This is a genomic window from Anatilimnocola aggregata (genome assembly GCF_007747655.1).
Classification (GTDB): Bacteria; Planctomycetota; Planctomycetia; order Pirellulales; family Pirellulaceae; genus Anatilimnocola; species Anatilimnocola aggregata.
This window is the reverse complement of the sequence record NZ_CP036274.1, coordinates 7,897,582-7,919,658: the sequence shown is the minus strand read 5'-3', so window position 1 is coordinate 7,919,658 and position 22,077 is coordinate 7,897,582. Positions and strand designations below refer to the sequence as shown.

Annotated in this window: 16 protein-coding genes; 4 read left to right on the top strand and 12 right to left on the bottom strand. The window is 57.6% G+C overall.

Annotated features, from left to right (window positions below; genetic code table 11):
* Positions 1-26: 26 nt before the first annotated feature.
* Positions 27-1,811, top strand: coding sequence for an adenylate/guanylate cyclase domain-containing protein (locus ETAA8_RS30135; protein WP_145097783.1), 1,785 nt, complete (start codon positions 27-29; stop codon positions 1,809-1,811).
* 48 nt (positions 1,812-1,859) lie between these two features.
* Here ETAA8_RS30135 and ETAA8_RS30130 read toward each other — a convergent pair whose 3' ends face one another.
* The 4 genes from ETAA8_RS30130 to ETAA8_RS30115 all read right to left on the bottom strand — a co-directional run bounded on the left by ETAA8_RS30130 (position 1,860) and on the right by ETAA8_RS30115 (position 7,879).
* Positions 1,860-2,816: a histone deacetylase family protein gene (locus tag ETAA8_RS30130; protein ID WP_145097780.1), complete on the bottom strand. Its 957-nt coding sequence runs from the start codon at positions 2,814-2,816 to the stop codon at positions 1,860-1,862.
* Between the two features lie 57 nt (positions 2,817-2,873).
* The gene (locus ETAA8_RS30125) at positions 2,874-4,265 is read right to left on the bottom strand and encodes a DUF1501 domain-containing protein (protein WP_238397617.1); all 1,392 of its coding nucleotides are present in this window, start codon (positions 4,263-4,265) and stop codon (positions 2,874-2,876) included.
* A gap of 381 nt (positions 4,266-4,646) precedes the next feature.
* The gene (locus ETAA8_RS30120) at positions 4,647-5,021 is read right to left on the bottom strand and encodes a DUF6932 family protein (protein WP_145097774.1); all 375 of its coding nucleotides are present in this window, start codon (positions 5,019-5,021) and stop codon (positions 4,647-4,649) included.
* A 17-nt stretch (positions 5,022-5,038) separates the two neighbouring features.
* Positions 5,039-7,879, bottom strand: a complete 2,841-nt coding sequence (locus ETAA8_RS30115) for a PSD1 and planctomycete cytochrome C domain-containing protein (protein WP_145097771.1) — start codon at positions 7,877-7,879, stop codon at positions 5,039-5,041.
* Positions 7,880-8,315: 436 nt separating this feature from the next.
* Between ETAA8_RS30115 and ETAA8_RS30110 the strand changes: the two genes are divergently transcribed.
* Positions 8,316-9,953: a sigma-70 family RNA polymerase sigma factor gene (locus ETAA8_RS30110; RefSeq protein WP_391484827.1), complete on the top strand. Its 1,638-nt coding sequence runs from the start codon at positions 8,316-8,318 to the stop codon at positions 9,951-9,953.
* Between the two features lie 71 nt (positions 9,954-10,024).
* Here the strand turns inward: ETAA8_RS30110 and ETAA8_RS30105 are convergent, their stop codons facing one another.
* Positions 10,025-11,128 carry a hypothetical protein gene (locus ETAA8_RS30105; RefSeq protein ID WP_145097768.1) on the bottom strand — a complete coding sequence of 368 codons (1,104 nt, stop codon included), beginning with the start codon at positions 11,126-11,128 and terminating at the stop codon, positions 10,025-10,027.
* A gap of 85 nt (positions 11,129-11,213) precedes the next feature.
* Positions 11,214-11,726, bottom strand: coding sequence for a hypothetical protein (locus ETAA8_RS30100; protein ID WP_145097765.1), 513 nt, complete (start codon positions 11,724-11,726; stop codon positions 11,214-11,216).
* A gap of 290 nt (positions 11,727-12,016) precedes the next feature.
* Between ETAA8_RS30100 and ETAA8_RS30095 the strand changes: the two genes are divergently transcribed.
* A complete protein-coding gene (locus ETAA8_RS30095) occupies positions 12,017-12,682 on the top strand; it encodes a hypothetical protein (RefSeq protein WP_145097762.1) in 666 nt (221 codons plus the stop codon).
* 14 nt (positions 12,683-12,696) lie between these two features.
* On the opposite strand, the gene ETAA8_RS30090 is transcribed toward ETAA8_RS30095, so the two are convergent.
* From ETAA8_RS30090 to ETAA8_RS30080, 3 genes are all read right to left on the bottom strand, one after another.
* A complete protein-coding gene (locus ETAA8_RS30090; RefSeq protein ID WP_145097760.1) occupies positions 12,697-13,377 on the bottom strand; it encodes an alpha/beta fold hydrolase in 681 nt (226 codons plus the stop codon).
* Positions 13,377-14,009: a hypothetical protein gene (locus tag ETAA8_RS30085; RefSeq protein ID WP_202921351.1), complete on the bottom strand. Its 633-nt coding sequence runs from the start codon at positions 14,007-14,009 to the stop codon at positions 13,377-13,379. The genes ETAA8_RS30090 and ETAA8_RS30085 overlap by 1 nt, the downstream gene beginning before the upstream one ends.
* 877 nt (positions 14,010-14,886) lie before the next feature.
* Entirely contained in the window at positions 14,887-17,667 is a 2,781-nt protein-coding gene (locus ETAA8_RS30080) for a glycosyltransferase family protein (protein WP_145097757.1), read from the bottom strand.
* A gap of 317 nt (positions 17,668-17,984) precedes the next feature.
* On the opposite strand from ETAA8_RS30080, the gene ETAA8_RS30075 reads away from it, so the two are divergent.
* Complete coding sequence (locus tag ETAA8_RS30075; RefSeq protein ID WP_145097754.1) at positions 17,985-18,746, top strand: TylF/MycF/NovP-related O-methyltransferase; 762 nt, start codon at positions 17,985-17,987, stop codon at positions 18,744-18,746.
* A gap of 27 nt (positions 18,747-18,773) precedes the next feature.
* Here the strand turns inward: ETAA8_RS30075 and ribA are convergent, their stop codons facing one another.
* The 3 genes from ribA to ETAA8_RS30060 all read right to left on the bottom strand — a co-directional run bounded on the left by ribA (position 18,774) and on the right by ETAA8_RS30060 (position 22,055).
* Positions 18,774-19,994, bottom strand: a complete 1,221-nt coding sequence (ribA, locus tag ETAA8_RS30070) for a GTP cyclohydrolase II (protein WP_145097751.1) — start codon at positions 19,992-19,994, stop codon at positions 18,774-18,776.
* A gap of 315 nt (positions 19,995-20,309) precedes the next feature.
* Complete coding sequence (locus ETAA8_RS30065) at positions 20,310-20,663, bottom strand: hypothetical protein (RefSeq protein ID WP_145097748.1); 354 nt, start codon at positions 20,661-20,663, stop codon at positions 20,310-20,312.
* 81 nt (positions 20,664-20,744) lie between these two features.
* Positions 20,745-22,055, bottom strand: a complete 1,311-nt coding sequence (locus ETAA8_RS30060) for an outer membrane protein assembly factor BamB family protein (RefSeq protein ID WP_145097745.1) — start codon at positions 22,053-22,055, stop codon at positions 20,745-20,747.
* Positions 22,056-22,077 lie beyond the last annotated feature (22 nt).

Below are 22,077 nucleotides of genomic sequence, written 5' to 3'. Positions count from 1 at the left end.
GCACCCAAGCGCACACCGAAATCTCTATGGCCGATTTGATTGCTCAGGGCTCGCAACCGCAGTTTCGTTGGCGGCGTCGTTTGCCGCTGGATGTGCCGCAAGTGCTCGGCCGCGCTGGTGGACCATGGTCGACGCCGTGGGACGAACGGATCAGTCGCAAACATGCGGAGTTGACCTTTCAAGATGGGCGACTCGTTGTCCGTCTGCATCCCGACGCGCGCAATCCGATTTTCTATCGCGGCCGCAGGAGCGACTCCTTCGAAATTCAGCCCGGCGATCACTTCGTCATCGGCGAGACCACGTTCACCTTCGCCAACGAACGGGTGCTGCTGGGGCAAAATGAACCGAACCCCATTACCGAGCGGACATTCAGCATTGAGGAGCTGCGCAGCCAGGTCTATCGTCGTCCCGATCAACGGATGGAAGTTCTCAGTCGCTTGCCCGACGTGATCACCAGTTCGTCTAGCGACAGCGAGCTCTTCGTGCGCCTGGTGAACTTGCTGCTCGGCGGCATCAACCGCGCCGCAGCAGCGGCGATTGTCGAAATCACTGAGCCGCAGGATGTCATCCCCTCGGAACTGAAGGTGCTGCACTGGGACCGGCGCATCCTCTCCGGTGCCGACTTTAATCCCAGCGAGCGACTCATTCGCCAGGCGGTGAAAACGAAGCAGAGCGTTGTCTATGTGTGGAGTGGTGCGGAGCGCGGGCCCGGCGATTTCACGCTCAGTGAAGGACTCGACTGGGCCTTTTGCACTCCCATTAGCGGCAATGCGTGTAGGGGCTGGGCACTGTACGTGACCGGAAGTTTCGCCGGCGATGCAGCGCTCGACGTGGGTGCCGATGTCGATTCGCTCGGCGAAGAAATTAAGTTCACCGAACTGACCGCCGCCACGTTCGGCAGCCTGCGGGAGGCCCGCAAGCTCGCGCGCAAACAGGCTGGCCTGAGTCAGTTCTTCTCGCCTGTCGTGCTGGAAGCACTGGCCGATCAAGACGCCGACGCCGTGCTCGCCCCGCGCGAAGCCGATGTGACCGTGCTATTTTGCGATCTGCGTGGCTTCTCGCGGGCCAGCGAAAAACTCTCGGCACAGTTGCACGAACTGCTCCAGCGCGTGAGTCAGGCGCTCGGTGTGACGACGCACCATATTCTGCAAACAGGGGGCGTGGTCGGCGATTTTCATGGCGATGCGGTCATGGGTTTTTGGGGCTGGCCGCTGGCCCAGGCGAATGCAGTGACGCGGGCCTGTCAGGCAGCGCTCGGCATTCGTGCCGAATTCGCTGCGGCCGCTGCCCAGGGAGCCGATCATCCTCTGGCGAATTTTCGCGTCGGCATTGGCATTGCCACGGGTCGCGCGGTGGCCGGTAAGATCGGCACGGTCGACCAGGTGAAGGTTACCGTCTTCGGGCCTGTCGTGAATCTCGCCTCGCGACTCGAAGAAATGACCAAGGCGGTTCGCGTCCCGATTTTGCTCGACGAAGTTACTGCCGCCGAAGCTCGCCGCTTGATCCCCGCCGATGAGGCCCGTATTCGCACGCTTGCCAAGGTGCGGCCAGCTGGGCTCGATACACCGTTGGTTGTCAGCGAATTGCTGCCGCCGTTTCTGGCCTGGCCCCAGCTGAGTGACGAACACATCGCCTCGTTCGAAGCAGCGGGACAAGCGCTCAACGCGCGCGACTGGCCGCGGGCACTTCAACTGCTGCACCAGGTTCCGCCCGATGATCTGGCGAAAGACTTTCTCACCGTCTTCATCGCCCAGCACAATCGCACCCCGCCCGATAACTGGGACGGCATTGTGCCGGTGGCACGAAACTGACATCAGTAAACCGGCAGCATCAGGCACCAACCTCGTCTCGCCCGTTGCTCATCCATCGCGCAATATCTCTCCGATTGTATTGGCAATAAGTTGATAGCTGTGCGCTGTGTATCCGCCGCTGGTGAGCATCGCGACAGGAATGTTTCTCTGACGGAATTGAGCAAGAGTAAAATGGTCTCGTTCGAAGACGTCGGCATCAGTGAGCGATAGTCGCCCTAAGGCGTCACGCTCGCTGACATCGGTGCCGGCATTATAGATCCCCAGAACAACCTTTCCGTTGCGCGAGATGGAATCAAGAAACGGAGGGAGGTGACTGCGCACTAAGCGAAGGTATTCGTCGCCAGTACATCCCGAGTGAACCGGTAAATCGCAATCGATCCGCTGCCGCGATCGCAACTCATAGCTCGGATAAATGTCTGCGTTGTACAAATCAAAAATAAAGACATCTCCGTCGTTCTCAAAAAAATGGCAGACACCATTTCCCTGGTGAGCATCGAGATCAATGTATGCAATTCGATCGCCTGCCATGATTCGTTGCTCGGTTCGCAGTTGGTGAATTGCCAAGGCGATATCGGAGAAAAAGCAGAATCCCTCGCCGCGATCATATTTCGCGTGATGAAATCCGCCTCCTAGATTGACCGCGATTCCGCTCGCGATCGCCGCGCGACAAGCAAGCACCGTTCCGCGCGCAGCCCACCGCATTGGCGTCAGCAACGCCCACCGGAGTAGCCAGGTGGGCAATCGCTTAAGAAGCGGAACTTCTGTCACTGCAGCGATGGCAGCCGACGAGCGAAGGCGAGCCATGTATTCGGGCGAATGAATCAGCAGCAATTCTTCATCAGTAACAGGCCGATCAACCTGCTGGTGACACTGTGCGAGCTGCGGGCCGAGAGTCCGTTGTAATTCCTGCCAGGAACGCGCGTACTTTCGCGTGTCGAACGGATGTAGTCGATCCGATCCCCAGCATCCGATGTTGTAGTGGGAGTCATAAACTACTCGGGGCATTGGAGACAATTCTCCGGCCTTCGTGCTCGCTACTACAGACATTAGCTAGTAAGTGAACTACGCGATTAGATCGCTAATCACCTTGCCATGCACGTCGGTCAGGCGGAAGTCGCGGCCGGCATAGCGATAGGTGAGTTTCTCGTGATCGAAGCCCATCAGCTTGAGCATGGTCGCGTGCAGGTCGTGCACGTGCACCGGCTTCTCAACTGCTTTGAAGCCGAACTCATCGGTGGCGCCGTAAGTTTGGCCACCTTTCACACCACCACCCGCCAGCCAGCAGGTGAAGCCCCAGTGGTTGTGATCGCGGCCGTTGATCTTGCCGGCATTCGCGCCCGCCTGAGGAAGTTCGACGGTTGGAGTGCGGCCGAATTCGCCGCCCCAAAGGATGAGCGTTTCTTCAAACAGCCCAAGTCGCTTGAGATCGGTGATGAGTGCGCCGATGGCTTTATCGGTTTGGCCCGCGAGCCGCTTGTGGTTCTCGGCGATGTCGTCGTGGTTATCCCAAGGCTGGCCTTGGCCGTGCCAGACCTGCACGAAGCGGACACCGCGCTCGATCAGGCGGCGGGCAATCAGAATCTGGCGGGCTTGCGTGCCCGGGCCATACGACTCGAGTACTTCCTTGGTTTCGCGATTCACATCGAACGCCTCGGCTGCCTCCCGCTGCATGCGATAGGCCAACTCGAACGAATGGATGCGGCTATCGAGTGCTGGATCGAGCCCCCGCTGCTCGAGATGATGTTTGTTAAGGGCCGCAAGCGCATTGAGCTGTTGCCGCTGGGCACCGTCGGTCAGCCACTTGTTGCGAACATTCTCGATCAGCTTGTCGATCTCGGCATGCTGGGTGTTGACGTATGTCCCTTGATAGACGCCGGGCAGAAACGCGGACTGCCAGTTTTGCGTCTCTTGAATCGGATAACCGCCGGGGACCATCGCAATGAAGCCGGGCAAGTTGAGATTGTCAGTTCCCAGGCCATAGGTCAGCCACGAACCGAGGCTGGGGCGCACGAGCCGCGACTCACCGCAGTTCATGAGCAATAACGAGGGCTCGTGATTGGGCACATCGGCATGCATGGAACGAATCACGGCGATATCGTCGATGTGCTGCGCCGTGTGGTGAAAGATCTCGCTGACTTCGATGCCGCTTTGCCCATACTTTTGGAACTTGTACGGCGAAGGGAAAGCAGCGCCGGTTTTGCGCTCGGTCGCCAGGTTCCCAGTCGGCAGGCTTTGCCCCGCATACTTCTGCAGCAGCGGCTTTGGATCGAACGTATCGACGTGCGACGGCCCACCGTTGCAGAAGATGTGAATTACCCGCTTTGCCTTCGCAGCAAAATGCGGCAACCGAGCCGAAAGCGGATTCTGGTACCCATCGGTCGATTCCGCGGGCGCGGCAACGAGTCGCCCTGCGTCCTGCATTACACCCGCCAGACCGAGCATGGCGAAGCCCATACCGCTTCGGTGCAGAAGTTCGCGACGAGTGAGGGAGCAGGGGTTGTTACTTGACGTTTCCATATTTGTTCTAATCAGCTAACGACGTCACTCCGGAAACATACATTTCTAACTTGCGGCCTGTAGCGACTGGCTAGAATGCCTTCGCAGATATACCAAAACCTCACTCTGCATTTTTTCGACTTCAGATAGATAGCCAGAAGCAACCAGCGGGTACTCATCGGACCGCGCAGTCACTCGCAACTGAACTAACAGCTTCTGCAGCCAGGCAATTCGGTCTTGAGTGACGGCTAGTTCCGCGTCGTTCATGATCATCTTACTATCTCCACAATACCCCGCCTGTGGCCTGCACGTGTAAGTTGCCAGCGCAGGCGAAACTCTTCAATTGTATCCATAATCATTCAGGGCAGGCCGAATCCAGAAAACACTTGCACCCAATTGCGCATTTGCCGCTTGGCGATCAAAAAGCACACGAGACTCGACAGGACAATTGGCAGGGTCAACAGCGTCATCCATCATAAGTATGACATCGACATCGTTGGGGTTTGGTTTGCTGGTGACGTAGCTGCCGAAAACCAACATGCTCTGCAGGTGCCCGGTATTCACCGCAAGTTCATGTATCTTCGCGAGCGTTTGGGATGCTTCCTTCCGTTCAAGATCTCCAAACTTGCCAAAGCGTTCCAAAACTTCCGCAATCGTCGCAAGCCAGATCCCTGCCGGCAGTTCGCCGTGGGCATCGAAATCTGGGATGGTCATGAGCAGCTCTCATTCGCTCAATCCACATACATAAACTCATTCGTGAGCAGCAGCAGTTGAGCTAGCTGTTCGACCGGCGTGAGCTTGATGGTGCCGCTCGGCGCAGGAGCGGTGGAAAGGAATTGCTGGGCGATGTTTAGTTCAGCTTCGTCGGGCTGGCGTGCAAGTGCGGCTCGGTAAAGAGCGACAACCTTGTCGGCCGGGCTTGAAGCGGCAACAACGGCTGGACGCTGGGCGAGAGACTGAGCTTGCTCGATGACGAACGGACTGTTCATCAGGAACAGTGCCTGCTGCGGAACCGTGGTGCGCGGGCGACGGGGACTGCTTTGATCGGGGCTGGCGATATCGAACACGCGGAACAGGTTCGGCAGGTCTTGCCGATCGATATTGCCGAACACGCTGCGGCGACGAGTGAAGGGAGCCGTCGTGAGCTCGACTGATTTACCCCCCAGGGTTTCGTCGAGCCGGCCCGAAACGGCGAGCAGACTATCGCGCAGCGGTTCCCATTCCAGCCGGCGGCGATTCATGCGCCACAGCAGGCGATTCTCTGGGTCGGCCAATCTTGCCGCTGCGCGGTCGTTGCTCTGCTGGCGATAGGTCGACGAAGTAACCAGCTGGCGATGCAGCGTTTTCAGCGACCAACATTGGTCCATCATTTCGGCAGCGAGCCAATCGAGGGCGGACTGCAACGGCGGCGATTCCGTGCGAATGCCGAAGTCGCTCGGGGTCGTGACGATGGGCTCGCCAAAGTGATGCATCCAGATTCGGTTCACCAGTACGCGGCTGGTAAGCGGATTCTGCGGCGATACCAGCGACTCGGCCAATTCCAACCGTCCACTCCCATTCTTGAAGGGCTGGCGTTCGCTGGTGGCCATCACCAACAGAAACTGCCGCGGCACTTGCTTGCCGGGGCGAGCCTGATTGCCGCGGATGAAAACTCGCGGATCGTAGGGCTGCTTTTTGTCGTACACCACCATCGCTCGCGGCGGAGCCACAGGAGACGAAGCTTCAAACTCCTGAACTTTCTTCAGAAGTTCGTTCTGCTTGTTGCGATCAGCCCGGCTGACGAGCTTGCCGATTTCGTCGGCCGAGATATCTGCCGGCCCATCTTTTCCCACCAGCACCCGGGCTAACTGCTTTTCTGCGGCATTCAGTTTTTCCAACGCACCTGTATCGCCCCCCGCTTGTTTCCAGGCAGGCAGAACCGCGGCCAGCAACTTGCCATAGATACGGGGCACATCCATCCGCGATTGCGGCACTTCCGCCGCAAACGCTGCTTTGAGCAGCGGATTCATCTGCCCCGTGGCATCCCCTTCCGCTCGCATGTTCCAGCGGTCAATGACCTTGCTCGCTTCTTCCGCGTAGGCATCGTCCTTCAAGGCGAGCAGATCTTTCCACAGCCCCCACAAGGCATGCTCGTTGTTCTTCGTCCGCTCGCTAATGAATCGCTTCCAACGGTCGACAAGCGCCGGGCGGAGGTCTTTCGGATCGAGCGTGAGGAATGGCAACTTCTCCAGGAGTTGAGTTCGATCGCCCGCGGCGACCTTCGCCAGGTAATCGGTGGCTTGCAGACGAGCCTGGTCGATGACCTCGCGCTGTTTGGCACCAATGAACTCGTTCATCGCCCCGCGACGCTTACTCAGTTCCGCTTCGAACGCGCGATAGGCTTCGCTCTCTTGCGGCGGAGCAATGAGTGGCAATTCACCCGGCTCTTCAATACTCGCAAAGACGCCGTACAGCGAGTAATAGTCTTCGGCGGGAATCGCATCGAACTTGTGATCGTGACAGCGGGCGCAAGCGACCGTCAGCCCCAAGATACCGCGGGTGACGGCATCGATCTGATCGTCGATATCGTCGTTGCGATTGTTAAACCGGCGGCCCGTCGTCAAAAAACCAAGCGCTGCCAGCGGGCTCTTGTCGTCTCCCAGGTTCAACTGATCTGCCGCAAGCTGCTCACGAATAAAACGGTCGTAAGGAAGATCTTGATTGAAGGCATTGATGACGTAATCGCGATACGTGTAGGCATAGGGATAGCGGCGATCCTTGGCAAACGCATAGCCGCGAGTGTCGGCATAGCGGGCCACGTCGAGCCAATGGCGACCCCAGCGGGCGCCATGTTGAGGCGAAGCCAGCAGACGGTCGACCTGACGCTCATACGCATCGGGGGCGGCATCTTGCTCAAAGGCTTGCACCTCGGCACTCGAGGGGGGCAAGCCGAGAAGATCGAAGTTCAATCTTCGCAGCAGCGTGCGGCGGTCGGCTTCAGGGGAAGGAGTGATTCCTGCTGCGGTAAGTTTCGCCGCTACGAACGCATCGAGATGCGAACTTACAAACCCACTCAGCGGAACATTCGGCACAGCTGGCCGCTGCACGGGCTGATAGGCCCAGTGGGATTGCCGGTCGTGCGTCGCTCGTTCGCTGGCCGTCAGCACAAGCGCTGCGGAGGGAGAACTGGCCGGCCAGGGGAGTCCTTGTTTCACCCACTCGGTTAGATCGGCAATTTGAGCATCGGGCAATTTCAGATCGGGAGGCATCTGGAAATCGCCCCGATGATGAACTGCTTGAATCACGGAGCTGTGCTGCGGTTCGCCAGCCACCGCTCCGCGCTTGCCACTATCACCGCCGGCCAGAATTCCTTCGCGCGAGTCGAGCCGCAGACCGCTCTCTTGTTTCTTGGGGCCGTGGCATTCCCAGCACTTAGTCGCGAGGACCGGGCGAATCTTCTCTTCGAAGAACTTCTCTTGCTCGGCAGATACAACGGGGGCGTCCGCTGCCTCGACAAGCGATGGGCCAACCGCGCCGAGAATCGCCGCCACGATCCAACGAGCGCAGGAAATGTACGAGAACCGGCAAACCATCTCAACCTCTTGGGCAACAGCGGGGCGGGCAGCAAGCGGGGATGCAACTGCAATAGAAATTATACGCCCCAGCAGGGCAAGGCGATTGCGTAAGCGCAGAATCCTTGACGATCGTTATCGGTGGCATAACCCCACCGATTAACCGCAAAAGCCCGCACGGCCTGCGAAATCGGCACAACTTAATCGCCGGTGCCTTCGTAGCATTGAATGTTGCTTCGCGGCAACATCGCGGGAAACGAGATGATGCATCGATTCGACACTTGACATTGGCGCGGCAGCAACTAAAGCAGCCCGCCGTTAATCCAAAGTCGTGCTGTGTCAAGAGTTCGAAACAATGGAGTGACAAATGAACGAACACAGGCACGGGCCTTGCTTTCTCTTTCCAGAACTAACCGCGATGCACGACGCGGCTTCTCTAGTCCTGGAGCAGTTCTCGATGGCCAAAAGCTTCCGCAAATCTCTGCCAGTCTCCACCCCAGCCGCTGCCAAAGTGAAAGGTGCCGCGAAGAAGGCCAATGGCCGCCCCAGCAGCGACGACCATCTCGGTCTGCACGACGATTTGGACGACGCCGCCATCCTGGACGAAGTTGACGAACTGGTGTTTGTCGAAGACGAAGTAGCCTACGTCGAAGCCGACAACGAAAGCGTCGACGCAACCGATGACCCGGTTCGCATGTACCTGATGCAGATGGGCCAGATTCCGCTGCTCAACCGGGCTGAAGAAATCGATGCCGCCCGCAAGATCGAAGGGACTCGCCGCCGCTTCCGTCACTGCATGCTCGCCACCGACTACGTGCTGCAAGGTGCCGTCGAGCTGCTGGAACGAGTTCGCGATGGCCAACTGCGACTCGACCGGACCATCGAAGTCTCGGTGACGAACACGACCGAAAAGAAGCGGATCATGAAGCGGATTTGGCCAAACCTGGCCACGCTCAAGAAGCTGCTCAAGGCCAACAACGCCGACTATCGCATCGCCATCAGCAAGAAGCAGCCCAAGAAGGCTCGTCACCAGGCTTGGATCAACCTGACTCGCCGCCGCAACAAGGCTGTCCGGCTGATCGAAGAAATGAACCTGCGTAACAATCGCCTGCAACCGCTGTTCGACAAGCTGGCCGAAATTCAGCTCCGCATGCGTGCCCTGCGTCAGCAAGTCAAGGAAGCCCGCGTTTCCGGTTCGTTCTGCGGTCGTCCCTATCTCGAAATTCGCAAGGAACTCGTCCACCTGATGCGGATCACGCTCGAAACTCCTTCGACCCTGGCTCGCCGAATCGAACAGACCAATCGCTATCACGCCAACTATGATGCCGCTAAGCGAGTTCTTTCGGCTGGCAACTTGCGGCTCGTCGTGTCGATCGCCAAGAAGTATCGCAACCGCGGCCTGAGCTTTCTCGACCTCATTCAAGAAGGCAACACCGGCCTGATGCGGGCAGTCGACAAGTTCGAATATGCTCGCGGTTTCAAGTTCAGCACCTACGCCACGTGGTGGATTCGCCAGGCCATCACCCGCGCCATTGCCGACCAAAGCCGCACCATCCGCGTGCCGGTGCACATGATCGACACCATGAGCAAGGTTCGCATCATCACTCGTCAACTGGTGCAAGAACTCGGCCGCGAACCCACGGCCGAAGAGACCGCCCTCAGTGCTGGCCTCTCCGTCGAAGAAGCTCGCTGCATCATTAAGATGGCCCGTCAGCCGTTGTCGCTCGACCAACCGGTCGGCGATCACGACGACAGCTACTTCGGCGAATTCCTCGCCGATCACCGCGAAGACGATCCGTTGTTCGAAGCCAACCAGGTTGCCCTCAAGGGACGCATCGAAGAAGCCATGTCGACCCTGAACTACCGCGAACGCGAAATCCTCCGCCTCCGTTATGGCTTGACCGATGGTTACGCCTACACGCTCGAAGAAGTGGGCAAGATCTTCTGCGTCACTCGCGAACGCGTTCGCCAGATCGAAACCAAGGCTGTTCGCAAGTTGCAACAACCCTACCGCGCTCGCACCCTGCAGAGCTTTGTCGAAGGGGTTGAAATCCCAGCAGATGATCTCGACTCGGTTGCTACGAACGGGCGGTAGGAGGGGAGCTGGGGGCCAGTTCGTTCTACGAAGTCGCCCGACGCGCAAGCGAGGGAGAAGCGTGCTCTCGCTTACGAAGTAGGTGCTTCTGCTGTCTTGCCTCGACCGCAGTTGGGACAGGCAGGCAGCAGGCTCGGGCGGATCGCGCCGCAAGGCTCGCACTTTTCATAAAGTTGAGTGGAGCAGGCGGGGCAGACATAGGCTTCTTCGGCAGCCATGGCTGTGACGGGCGAGAGGATCAGGTTGCGAATGCTGCGCCGCGTCCACGAGAGATAGCGGAGCGGGCCGCGGCGAATGGGATATGAGCAAACGGGGCAGAGAAATGCTTCGTAAGCCTCGCGATACTGACGAAAGAGCCAATCGCGACTGGGTCGGGCAATCATCCGCAGCAGATAAATCAAGATCCAGAGCACGACCACCAGGGCGGTCACGATCAAGATGTATTTGAAGTAGCGGGCGGGAAAGTACTCGTGCATCACCAGGCCCACGCGCACAAACACGGCGGCACCGAAGGCATAGATCAGCCGCACGAACTGACTGCGGCGCAGCCAGATGTAGAGGCCCACGGTGCTTAGCAGCACGGGCAGCAAAAACGCTAACTTGACCGCTCCCACCCGCAGGTTGTGCCGATACAACTGCCGTTCATACTCGGCCCGAATCGGAACTCGCAGTGTTTCCAACTTGTTTGCCAACACTTCGCGTTCGGCGGCAATCGAGCGCAGTTGAACATCGAGCTTGACGAGTTCCTCGTTGTGCTTTTGATATTGCTGCTGATTCGCCAGGAACAACTGCTCACTCTCGGCCAGTACTTTCTGTTCTTCGGCCGAGGGCTTAACGTCGCGCTGCAAGTTGAGTTTTTGAAACTCCAGCAGTTGCGTCATCGTCCGCTGTGAGTTCTCGGTGCTATCGCGCAAAAACTGCCGCTGCGCATTCTGGTCGACAATCTTGGCCTCGACCGTTTTCGTTTGCGCTTCCAAGCTCTGGTATTGGCTGACCGCGACTTGATCGAGCAACCGCAGTTCCAGCGCCTCATAGTCGGGCCCCGGCCACGAGCCGATATCTGCGAGCACAAAACCGAGCAGCCAAAAGATCAACACCCCCAGCACGACATTAAACAACCCCAGCAGGAACCGATGGGACCAAGGCCCCTGGGGATGAGCTTCGCGCGTGGTCATGGGTGATCCGTTCTGTCGTTAAGTGCTGCGATAGACAAGTTGGAGGGGGAGGCAAGTTGCTTCGATAGAGAGAACTACGAAACATCTACTCAATCAGCTCCCTTGACCGATTCCGCCATCCTGGCCAGGCAACGAAATCGACGCGTGCTCCTTCGCCGGCCGCGGCGCGAATCGCGGCAGCTTCAGCGCGAAGTTCAGTGTAGCCAGCCGGCTCATGCTCCACAAAAACTGCCAGTTTTTTCGTCTGCGGAGAGAGGCCAATGGTCATTTGTGGCAACTCCCAGATAATCGCCGGCAGGCCCAGTGAGTAATCTGGATATGAAAACGTTGCTGGCCCAAGGGCGATTGCCAAATGGTCATAAAGCCCGCGCAGGCGGCGGTCAACGTCCGCCGGTTCTGCGTTCGCGCCCAAATCGATTTTCAAGCTTGCAGTATGAAACTCTGCCAAGTAGATCTTGTAAGCGCGAGGGTTGGGCACACCAAGGATTCGCAACGCGCTTACTTCACAGGATATTCCACCAAGGCAAGTTTGATTTAACCAAGTAAGGCGAATGCTGTCCTCGCGCTCAGTAACATGAGGCGAGCCATAGTCCTTCAAATCCGTGAAGGGTGTACCCCACGGAACAATCGTGCCTGGGTTCGATAACACGAGACCTTCGCCAAGTTGCCACGGCAGAGGCTCTGGAAGGACAGTCGTCATGCCTAACCATCCGGTGTATCGAGCACGTGCTGAAGTCTGCGACCTAACTCAGTTGGAAACTTGGGTGACCAAGTTTGACGGATGAGGTCAACGTTCGCAACATCACGCACATGCATCAAAGGTCTCGATCTAAAGGACTGGGAAGGTTAGAACAATCCACGTTGTTCTAACTGACCGGAGTTCACCTGATGCAGTTTCCTCTCCGCGACTACTTCTGGCTCGTGCTCGCGATCGGCACTGCTACCGAGCGAAAACGGGTATACGAGTTGAGTGTGCATCAAGGGCGGGCAGAATGGTGGGAGAAAGCTGCTCGCAAGTTAGGCGAGACGCTTCAAGAAAAAACCGGTGAGGCCGTCCAGTTCGACGAAATGAAGTCGATCGATGTAGCCGTCCCGGCGCGCGTACAAAAGCATGTCCTCGCGTCGCCTGTCACTGGCGAGTTGGAAACGTACTCCATTCCAATAGCCGGTTATACTTCTACACTCCAAGTCGGCTACGCCCGCGATACGCGCGAACGCGATATGTCCTGGGTAACAGGCCTGTTGGAATTGGATCTCTTGATTCTCATGCTGGGCTTCGGTGGCCCAATCGTGCTCTTGGTTTATCGATCTAAGCCAAAGCATGGTCCACGGTCTAGCGCAGACCCGAGGGCCCCGATTTGGAAAATGCCTTGGTTCGTGCTACTGATGATTGTGCAATTCACCTCCATGGCAATTTTCAGCTACTCGTTTCAGCATTCCCCGTTTACAGGTGCCATCTTGCTGACAATGGCTGTTTTCTGGACATACTTTTATTGCCAGAACGTGCCGGGAGAACACAAATGCATAGAGCCAGTGTCACCCGCGTCGGCATAAGTACGGGGTGTATGCTATCCGTCGGCGCGCGCAACCTGCTGCAGACTGTGGCGTAGAAACTCATTGACTGCCTGCGAATGGGTCAGCGAGATAACGTGCCCACCGGGAACGACGACATCGGGTCGAGTGAGACGCGCGGGCAGCACACGATCGAACTGGCCGTGAATCTGAAACACGGGGCAGTCAACGACAGGCGCGTTCTGCCAGGCGAGCAGTTGGCGAACCGACCAGCGAAAAACGTCGGCATCGGCTTGCGAGAATTGCCTGGCAACGCCGGCGAAGTGCGGCCACCACTGCTGGAGCAGAGACACCTTTCCAGCTGACCACTGAAACGGAGTGACCGGGGCCAATGGAACCAACGAGCGGAATGGACGCCAAAAGCAAACGCGGCGAGGAAGTTCGCTGGGACCACGCACGCTTCCAATCAGCACCACGGCGAGCGGGTTCAGGTACTGAGCCATCTCCAAGGCAATGATGCCGCCGAAGCTGGCCCCGCCCAGCACGCAGCGAGTGTTCGGACGAATCTCAGCAGCAACACGCTCGCAATAGGAAGTCAGCGTTTCGCGGCGCTCCGGTTTGAGCCAACGCGGCACCACCAGCTGCGGAAACGCCAACTTCTGCGGTGCGAATACCGAAGCATCGGCAGCCAAGCCAGAGAAAAGAATGAGCGGCAAAGGGTCAGCGGTGGATGACATTAACCATCCGGAGTATCTAACAGATGCTGCAATCGGCTGCTCAATTCTGGCGGGAATTTTTGCGGCCAGGTTTGATCGATGAGACCGACGCTGGCAACATCGCGCACCAGCATCGAATCTTCATTGCGACGGCGAGTCAACAAAAGTGAGACGAGCGGCTTGAGTTGGAGTACTCGGAAGTTCGCTGGATCATCAAACGTCTCAATCTCCGGTGCCGGTAGCAAATGGTCTGCTTTTGTTTTCTCTCCCGCAAATAGCAAGTGAATTGCCTCACTGGGCTTGCCAGCAAGACCGTCGTGGAACATCACGACGCCAAACGAATCCGTGGGAATGAACCCAGCTCGGCTTAAGGCTTCACTTACCTGTTGATAGTCCTCGCGCCGGACCAGCAAGTCGACATCGCGCGTGTTGCGAACGGCCCCCTCGTCAACCGTCGCGACCCAGGATGCGACTGCGTTGCCGCCAACCACCGCGGAGAGTATCGCAGCTTGATTGAGGGGCGATGTCGCTCGCAGCAATCGTTCGCGGACCTTAACCACGGCTCGCTCCATCCGGTCCAAGATCTCTTCGCCCATGGCAACGGTACCAGCGAGCCACGCTGGTGAGTCGGAATGTTCGCTGGGCAGATTCATACAGCCAATCTACCAAGCTCTTGGTGCAGACGCGAACCCGGCGCGAGTGGCTTGCCAAACAGCCGTACGTATTCATCACATACAGAAAAATAACTTGACAATAACTCACTAATTTATGATAATCGGATCGGCTGTTTGGCAACCTGGTGGAAGAAGCGTACCTGCACTGCGCGAAGCTTTCGCGCCGGCGCTAGAAGTAGTTAGCCATTCACGCGGGCACAAAATCCGACTAGACACAGGCGAGAACTTTGGGCGACGGCAGTCGTTGCATTTCGTCCCGAAGGGACGCTGTGTGTAGCCACGGGTGGAGCGAAGCGGAACCCGTGGTGAATGACAAATGAAGGTCCTTCGTCCCGAAGGGACGCTGAACCGCTGGTATGCAGTCAGCCATTGTTTTGGTCGCAACGTTTCCGTCGTCCCTTCGGGACGAAATTTTGCTAACTCGCTGTTTCCACGGGAGAGCGCTGGTCGCTGAGGCGACCAGCGCTCTCCCGTGGCTACACACAGCGTCCCTGCGGGACGAAACAAACGGCACTCCAACAAGATTGCAGGCAAGAATTTGCTTCAAACCGGACACCGATTGCGCTTTCGCGGCCAGAGAGATTGGCTCAGCTATGCTCCCTCTTGGTGGGCCTCATCGCGGCTGTGTCCAACGAGGTGGCGAAGCCGATAGCGCGATTTGACCCACCCTACCCATGAACGGTCACTAAATTGCCGGGGTTTATCAACAAATAGGATGATTTTGGAGTTGGCAAAATGGACGCAATTAATTGCCTTAGAACGACTTAAAGGCGATGCACGCAAAAGGGGGGTGTTGATAAACCTCGCTGCACTGCCTGGCACACGGGGTACGAAGTCACTGTTAATTGGGAGGCGCTTACCGCTTACGCCAGCCATAAGCCAAGCCACAAAGAGCGATCGCCGCCAGCCAACTTGCCGCGCTAATCAGCCCACCACGGTAAAAGCTCTGCGGGCGAAAGCGGAAATCGACAATCCACTCCCCAGCGGGAAGTTCGACACCACGGAAACAGCGGTTGGTGCGGTGGATGGTCAAAGGCTGGGGAGCAGATGGTTTGTCGTCGGTGGAGTTCGCTGGCTGCAGAGTGGCTTGCCAACCTTGGTTCCAGCTATCGGCGACGACCATGAGACCCGGGCGATCGAGCCGCGTGCGGATGCGAACGTGTTGAGGCTCGTCAAGGAGAAACTCGCAGACGGCGGTGGAGGGAATTTTCGAGTCAACGGACAGCAGTTCTGCGCTCAGGGGTTCAGTGGTTTCCACCACGGCAACTTGCGCGAAGTCGCGCATCTTTGGTTTACCATCGCGAAGTTCCGTCAAAACGTCGCGGGCCCGTTGATCCACGGTATCGAGATCGAGCGTATTGATGACCGGCGGCAGTTTCACCACATGATGCACCACCCAAGCGCGCGGCTGCGTCCGTTTCATTTGCCACAGGCTTACATTCTCGGGCAACTCGAGATTGGCTGGCGGGGTAATTTTGTCCGCAAAAGGAATTTCGGCATCGGCGGGCAGAACCAGGTACTCGGCAGCAGCGATGCGCAGGACGGTCGGAGCTGGCACGCGGGCCTCGGCGAATTCCAATTTGCTGTATTCGCGACTAATGAGCAGCAACGACTCGTAATCGAGCGGCTTCAGCGAGCCATACGATTCGACGAGAGGAAGGCCACTGGGCAGGTGATATTTGGGGAACAACGAATCGTGTTCCCAACGTGTCAGATCCTGCATCCGGGTTCCCTTCAAATCACGCTCCCGGTAGCTGTGGGGTTGCCAAGACTGATAACCACCGCGGAAGAAGCGCGGGTCAAGCTGCGCGTTGATGCCATCTGCCTGAGTTCCCTGCCGTTGTTCATGATGCAAACGAATTGCCGCGGCCACTGGACCGGGTTCGCTCCACATTGCCGCCGGGGCCGACGAAAGCAGTCCCGCGTTGGCAACAACAATCTCGACGGCCGTCAATGCGACCGCCAGCCATTGCCAGCGCGCTTGTTCTGCTTGCGAGTTCTCGTGCGATCTCGCAGCCCACATCTTTTGGAGAAGGAGTTGGAGTAACCACGCGACAATTGCCGCTTGCAGGAAAGCGGAGATGACATCGATGCAAGCGCCGCGCGCGTCGAACGGGCCGAAGATCTGCGTCGGCGGCATGCGGGTCGCAATCAGTCTGTCTGAAATACACCAGGTGACAAAGGCGAGTCCCACGCTCGCATAGGCAAACCACTTCAGCCTTTGCACCCAGCGGTCGCTGGGATTGGTGAAGAGTCGGTCGGCATTGATCGCACCAGCTGCACACAAGCCACACACGGCGACGACCATCAGTTTGGCCGGATAACGAAAGTAGATGTACGTCGGCAACAGCGTGACCATCAACCAATAGATGCCGCCGACCGGAGCACCGATACTCAGCTTCGATGAATCACCCTGTAGTACCGTGGCATAAAATTCTCTCACCACCCAACCGAGGCCATACCAACCGAAACTGCCGAGCGCGAAGATCAACACCAGCCAAGAGAGCCAGCGGGTCGTGGGATCGGTTCTCCAAAAACGAAGAGCGGCAACACCAACGAGAAATGGCAAGAGGCCGAGATACAGCGAAGGAGTCCAGGCGGGCGAACTGCCGGGAAACAGCAGAATCCACAGGCGCGACACCGGCACAATTCGCCCCGACACATTGGGCCAGAGGAATTCTGCCATTCGCCAGGGACTGATGCTGAAATTATAAGCTCGGTCTTGGTGCGAACTCTTTTCTGGTTGGCCAAAAATTCCCGCTGCAATGGCTTCGCCGGGTGTTTCCTTAAGCAGTGAATCGCCCGCGGTGTTCGATCGCACTGTAGCGACTGCTTCAAAAACATTTCGTGGACGTTTGTAAGCGGCGCGTTCGCTCGACTTGGTCGCTTCGGACGAAGGAAAGATTTGCACTGCTGCCAGGAGAAATGCAAATGTAGCCGCGACACCCAATTGCAGCGTGGGATACCACCAACTTGAAGTGACTGGGTTGATTACGTCCAGCGAAGGTTGGCTGTCTTCAGTCTTCGCTGCTGGTTTACCAAACCAACTGCAGACCAAACGTAAGCCTGCGGCCAGCAGCGCGTGATAGGCCATCTGTGGATCTCCACCCAGGATCATCATCGCCAAGACGACGGCCAGGAGAAGGGTCCCCTTCCAACTGCGGCGCGCAACGATTTCTTCAATCCCCAAGAGGGCTGCCGGCAACCAGGCAGCACCGACGAGAAACACAATATTGCAGTACTGAAAGACGACATTGCCGCCGCAGGCATAGGCAACCGCAGTCAGGACAGCAGCCGGTTGGCTGGCCCGCAAGCCACGCGCCAGCGCATACATCAGCCCTGCGGCCAGCAAGACGTGCCCGACGATATACAAGTTGTAGAGATAGGCAAATGGGAGCGGCAACACAAAAATCAGCTTGCCGGGATAGAAGATGCTGCTCGTCGCATCGGCCAGAATCGGCAGCCCGCAATTCTCGAGGGGATTCCACAGAGGAACACGTCCTTGTCCCCACTCGCTGGCAATCCACTTGAACATTGGATGATAGAAGTGAGCCCCATCGCGAAAGGCAAACGATCGATTGGCGAACAGCACCGGCGCAAAAATCACCACAATCGGCGCAATCAACAGAAGCGGCACCAACCAACGCGGTTTGCGGTTTGCTGTTCGCGGTAATGTTGTTTCGCTGTCCTGCATCTGACTGGACCCTTCGCCTGGCGGCACCAAAGGCAAATCCTATTGCCGGCAGCACTTACGACTCAATGGCAAGCGCGCAGCGATTGCCCCTTAGAGCCAACTACGGACCTCAATCGTAGGTCAGGGCGAAAGGTGATGATGGCTGCCTCAATAAATCGCTCTTCTGCAATTCGGCTTTCTGGAATAGTATTCGGCGCCGAAGCTACCAACTGCCGGGGCGATCTCGTTCGTGGCACCTGTCATTTTTAGCAGAGTCAGACATGAGCAAGCTCTCAACGTTCATTCGCAAATTGACGGGTGGCCGCTGGCCGCAATCGCGCAAGCACAGTGGTCCGCGTTTTGGCGATTGGCAAAAGCTGGGCCACTCGGTTGATCGACGAACGGACGGTCAAGCCGTCCGCTCGGCCCATGATCTCCGTATCGAACATGTTTGGGATTCGCCCGAATATGCCAATCGAATCGATCATCTTTATCACTCGTTTCAACTGATTCCCGCCGAGGGTCATATTCTGGAATGTGGCGTGTATCGTGGGCAGTCCATTAATTGGCTGGGGCTCTGGGCAGCCAATCGCACCGATCCCCGCGTCTTTGGCTTCGATTCGTTCGAAGGCTTGCCGCACGACTGGGTCATGGGAAAGAACGGGGAGACGCGGGAAGCCAATTGTTTTGCTTTGCCCGCTTTGCCCGAGGTCATTGAAAATGTCCATCTGATCCGCGGCTGGTTCGATGCGACCTTCGTTCCTTGGAAGCAGCAACACTCTGGGCCAATCGCACTCCTACACAACGACTCGGACCTGTATTCGTCGACGGCCCTCACGCTGCGAACGTTCAACGACCGCCTGATACCGGGATCGGTGATTGTGTTTGACGAACTGTGCGACTGGAAGAAATCTGGCGTTTACGACAACTGGGCCGAAGGCGAATGGAAGGCCTTGCTCGAATGGATGAGCGAGTTCAATCGCACCATTCGCGTCATCTCGCGCCATGCCGATTTTGCAGCCACGATTCAGATTGTGAGTTAATCGCTGCAGGCGAAGTCTCGCTTCGAGTTACTTGACCACATCACCGGGCAGTTTGTGCCCCATCTTGTCGCGCTTGGTGGCGAGGTAGCGGGCGTTGTGCGGATTGGTCGGCGGAATGATAGCGACCTGATCGACAACTTGCAGGTCGAAGCCGCTGTAGACGAAGGCGTCCGTCTTTTTGGGGTTGTTCGTGAGCAAGCGAATCTTTCGCAGGCCGAGATCCTTCAATATCTGGATGCCGACGCCGTAATCGCGCATGTCCGCTTTAAAGCCCAGGGCATGATTGGCCTCGACGGTGTCCATTCCTTTCTCTTGCAGGTCGTACGCGCGGATCTTTTCGATCAGACCGATGCCGCGACCTTCTTGCGGCAGGTAGACAATCACCCCCGCGCCCGCGTCGTTGATCTGCTGCATGGCCATGTGGAGTTGATCGCCGCAATCGCAGCGGAGCGAGTCGAGTAGATCGCCGGTAAAGCACGAGGAGTGGAGCCGGACAAGCGGAGCTTCCACTTCGTCGAGCTTTCCTTTCACTAGCACGATGGGCTGCTGCGTTTCGAAGCGAACCTCGTACGCGATGATGGTGAATTCACCGTAGAAAGCCGTGGGAATGGTGGCTTGCGCCAGGCGCGTGACGAGTTTCTCACTTACGCGGCGATGGGCAATGAGTTGCTCGATCGAGATGATCTTCAGATCGTGCTTGCGAGCCAGTTCGTTGAGGTACTCGCGCGAGGCTCGATTGCCCGTGTCATCCAAGATTTCGCAGAGCACGCCGACCGGCGCGAGGCCCGCCATGCGACAAAGGTCGACGGCTGCTTCGGTGTGCCCCGCGCGACGCAACACGCCACCTTCTTTGGCCAGGAGGGGGTGAACGTGCCCAGGGCGAACGAAATCGCCAGAGACCGAATCGCCGCGGGCCATTTCGCGCACGGTGCGAGCTCGCTCTTCGGCCGTAATGCCAGTCTTGCCGCTGCGGTGATCGATGGGGGTGAGAAAGCCCGTCTGCAACGGTGCCGTGTTGGCGTCAACGATTGGTTGCAGGTCCAAGCGGGCAGCTGCATCGGGCAGCAGGGGTGCGCAGAACTCGCCGCGGCCGTTAATGATGAAGTTGACGGTCTCAGTCGTAGCCTTTTCGGCTGCGCAGATGTAATCCCCTTCGTTTTCGCGGTCCTCAGCATCGACAACGATAATGACTTCGCCGCGGGCGATGGCATCGACGGCAGCTTGTATGGGCGAGAACTCGCGAAACACTGGGGCACACTCCTGGGCGAGATTCGCGGCAAACCAGTTGAGTTCGACCCAGCGAATCCCGGACCATTTCTATTATAGCGCCGCGGCCAATGAGCGACAGGCGGCGCAGTGTGCGAAGGTCGCCAAGGTTACTTCGCAGGCTTCTTCTTATCGTCCTTGGGCTTCTTCTTAGTTTTCTTGTCGTTCTTCTGGCTGTTGTTGCCTTTACCCATGAGCGTGAATCCCTGCAAAGAGTTAGGAGGAGATGAAGCGTTCAGCCTGACTATAGCAGATCGTGCAAACGAATATCTGCTTCGTTCTGCTCGATCACTCCGCTCAGGCTTTACGCCGTGGGCGGCGTGGAGCGATCGTCGGATCTGCTTTGGTGGCGAGGCGCGGGCCAAAAAACCAGAGAAGAACGAGTGCACCCAGAGCATAGAGCATGATGGCGGGGCGAATGGCTACGATGACCGCAGCAATGGCCGTCGCAATCAGGAGCCACTTGGGCAGGCGCGAGAAGAGTGAACTTAACTGGGGCAATGCCAACCACAGGGCACCCATTACCAAGCCGACGCGCAACAAACCGCCGACAGTACCCGCCATATTGGCGGCGACTGCGCCTGCCACATAGAGACCGATCGCGCTGACGAGCAGCACCAGCGCGATCAAACCGATTTGCGTCCGCATCATGAGCAACCTTGCCCTTTTTGTGGGACAGGCATCCTGCCTGTCATTGCTTTTTTTTCACAGGCTGGAAGCCTATGCCACGGTCTACTTGCCGATGGCATACAAGGCCTTGTAAGTCCGCAGGTAGAGCTTGCCATTCGAGATGGCAGGCGACGACGAGATTGAGTCGACCATGTCATTCTTGGCCAGAATCTCGAAGTTCTTGCCAGCCTTCACCACCGTGACCGTTCCCTTGCGAGCACAGAGATAAATCTTGCCGTCGGCATACACGGGCGAAGCGCGGTGGCGATCAGCCGTGGTTCGTTCGTTGTAGTACTCTTCGCCGGTTTTGGCATCCATGCAAATGAGATTGCCATTTTCGCGGCACAAATAGACGAGTCCATCGACGATCAGCGGCGAGGGAACGTCCGGTGTTTCTTTGGCTCGCTTCCAAACGTAAGCCGCTTCGTTATCGGTCACGTCTCCCTTGCCATCGGCCTTGAGTGCGTACACCGGACCATTCTTGGCAGAAGGAACCACAATGATCCCTTCGGCAGCGACTGGCGAAGCGACGAACCGCAATGTCGGGTTGTAATTCCCCTTGGGATTCAGATCGCCACAGCGCCACAGTTCGTGACCATCGTCCAAGCTGTGGGCGGTGACATAGTCGGCACCATGCGCGATGAGATAGGCCTGTTTGTCATCCCGATACATCACGGGCGAAGCGTACGAGTGTTCGCATTCGTCCTTGCCATCGCTGACCCGGTCATGCTTCCAAAGTTCTTTGCCGGTAGCGGCGTCGAGGGCCACAATCACTGCTTCGCGAGTCTTGGGATTTCCCTCACCGTGGATTAGTTGCAAATAGAGCTTGCCGTTATCCAGAACCGGAGTGCTGGTCATTCCGAAGGCGATTTTCAGTTTTCCATAGCGATCTTGTACGTCCATCTTCCAAACTTCCTGGCCGTCCTTGGTAAAGCAGCCAAGCACACCGTTGGCGAAAAAGGCCCAGACATGTTTGCCGTCAGTACAGGGGGATGGCGAGGCACTATTACCTTCATCGCCGCGCACGTCCTTATTGCCCGTCGCTAGAGTTTGCCGCCAGAGTTCCTTGCCAGCAGTGCTCGCGCAAATGAGCACCAGCTTTTCGCCATCGACGCTGGTCACATAAATGTGATCGTCCCACACGACGGGAGTGCTGCCAGCAGCGCCAGGCAGGTCAAGTTTCCAGGAAATGCCTTGCTCGGCATCCTTCACATTGCTGAATGTAACCGGCAGGTTTTTCTCACTGCTCATGCCGTCCAACTTGGCACCCCGCCACTGCGGCCAATTCTCGGCGCGGGCCGGGGTTAGCGAACTCACTAGCAAGAGGCTGCAGGCAAGCCAGCAGTGACGAATGCTAACCGAACGATGCAACATGGCGGGAACCTTCAATAGGCTG

What these genes read in the sequence shown, in the direction of transcription:
- ETAA8_RS30075 (WP_145097754.1), top strand. Translation starts at nt 17,985, where the DNA reads ATGAGCAAGCTCTCAACGTTCATTCGCAAATTGACGGGTGGCCGCTGG.
- ETAA8_RS30110 (WP_391484827.1), top strand. Translation starts at nt 8,316, where the DNA reads ATGGCCAAAAGCTTCCGCAAATCTCTGCCAGTCTCCACCCCAGCCGCT.
- ETAA8_RS30115 (WP_145097771.1), bottom strand. Translation starts at nt 7,879, where the DNA reads ATGGTTTGCCGGTTCTCGTACATTTCCTGCGCTCGTTGGATCGTGGCG.
- ETAA8_RS30135 (WP_145097783.1), top strand. Translation starts at nt 27, where the DNA reads ATGGCCGATTTGATTGCTCAGGGCTCGCAACCGCAGTTTCGTTGGCGG.
- ETAA8_RS30120 (WP_145097774.1), bottom strand. Translation starts at nt 5,021, where the DNA reads ATGACCATCCCAGATTTCGATGCCCACGGCGAACTGCCGGCAGGGATC.
- ETAA8_RS30095 (WP_145097762.1), top strand. Translation starts at nt 12,017, where the DNA reads ATGCAGTTTCCTCTCCGCGACTACTTCTGGCTCGTGCTCGCGATCGGC.
- ETAA8_RS30105 (WP_145097768.1), bottom strand. Translation starts at nt 11,128, where the DNA reads ATGACCACGCGCGAAGCTCATCCCCAGGGGCCTTGGTCCCATCGGTTC.
- ETAA8_RS30130 (WP_145097780.1), bottom strand. Translation starts at nt 2,816, where the DNA reads ATGCCCCGAGTAGTTTATGACTCCCACTACAACATCGGATGCTGGGGA.
- ETAA8_RS30085 (WP_202921351.1), bottom strand. Translation starts at nt 14,009, where the DNA reads ATGAATCTGCCCAGCGAACATTCCGACTCACCAGCGTGGCTCGCTGGT.
- ETAA8_RS30060 (WP_145097745.1), bottom strand. Translation starts at nt 22,055, where the DNA reads ATGTTGCATCGTTCGGTTAGCATTCGTCACTGCTGGCTTGCCTGCAGC.
- ETAA8_RS30125 (WP_238397617.1), bottom strand. Translation starts at nt 4,265, where the DNA reads ATGGGCTTCGCCATGCTCGGTCTGGCGGGTGTAATGCAGGACGCAGGG.
- ETAA8_RS30065 (WP_145097748.1), bottom strand. Translation starts at nt 20,663, where the DNA reads ATGATGCGGACGCAAATCGGTTTGATCGCGCTGGTGCTGCTCGTCAGC.
- ETAA8_RS30090 (WP_145097760.1), bottom strand. Translation starts at nt 13,377, where the DNA reads ATGTCATCCACCGCTGACCCTTTGCCGCTCATTCTTTTCTCTGGCTTG.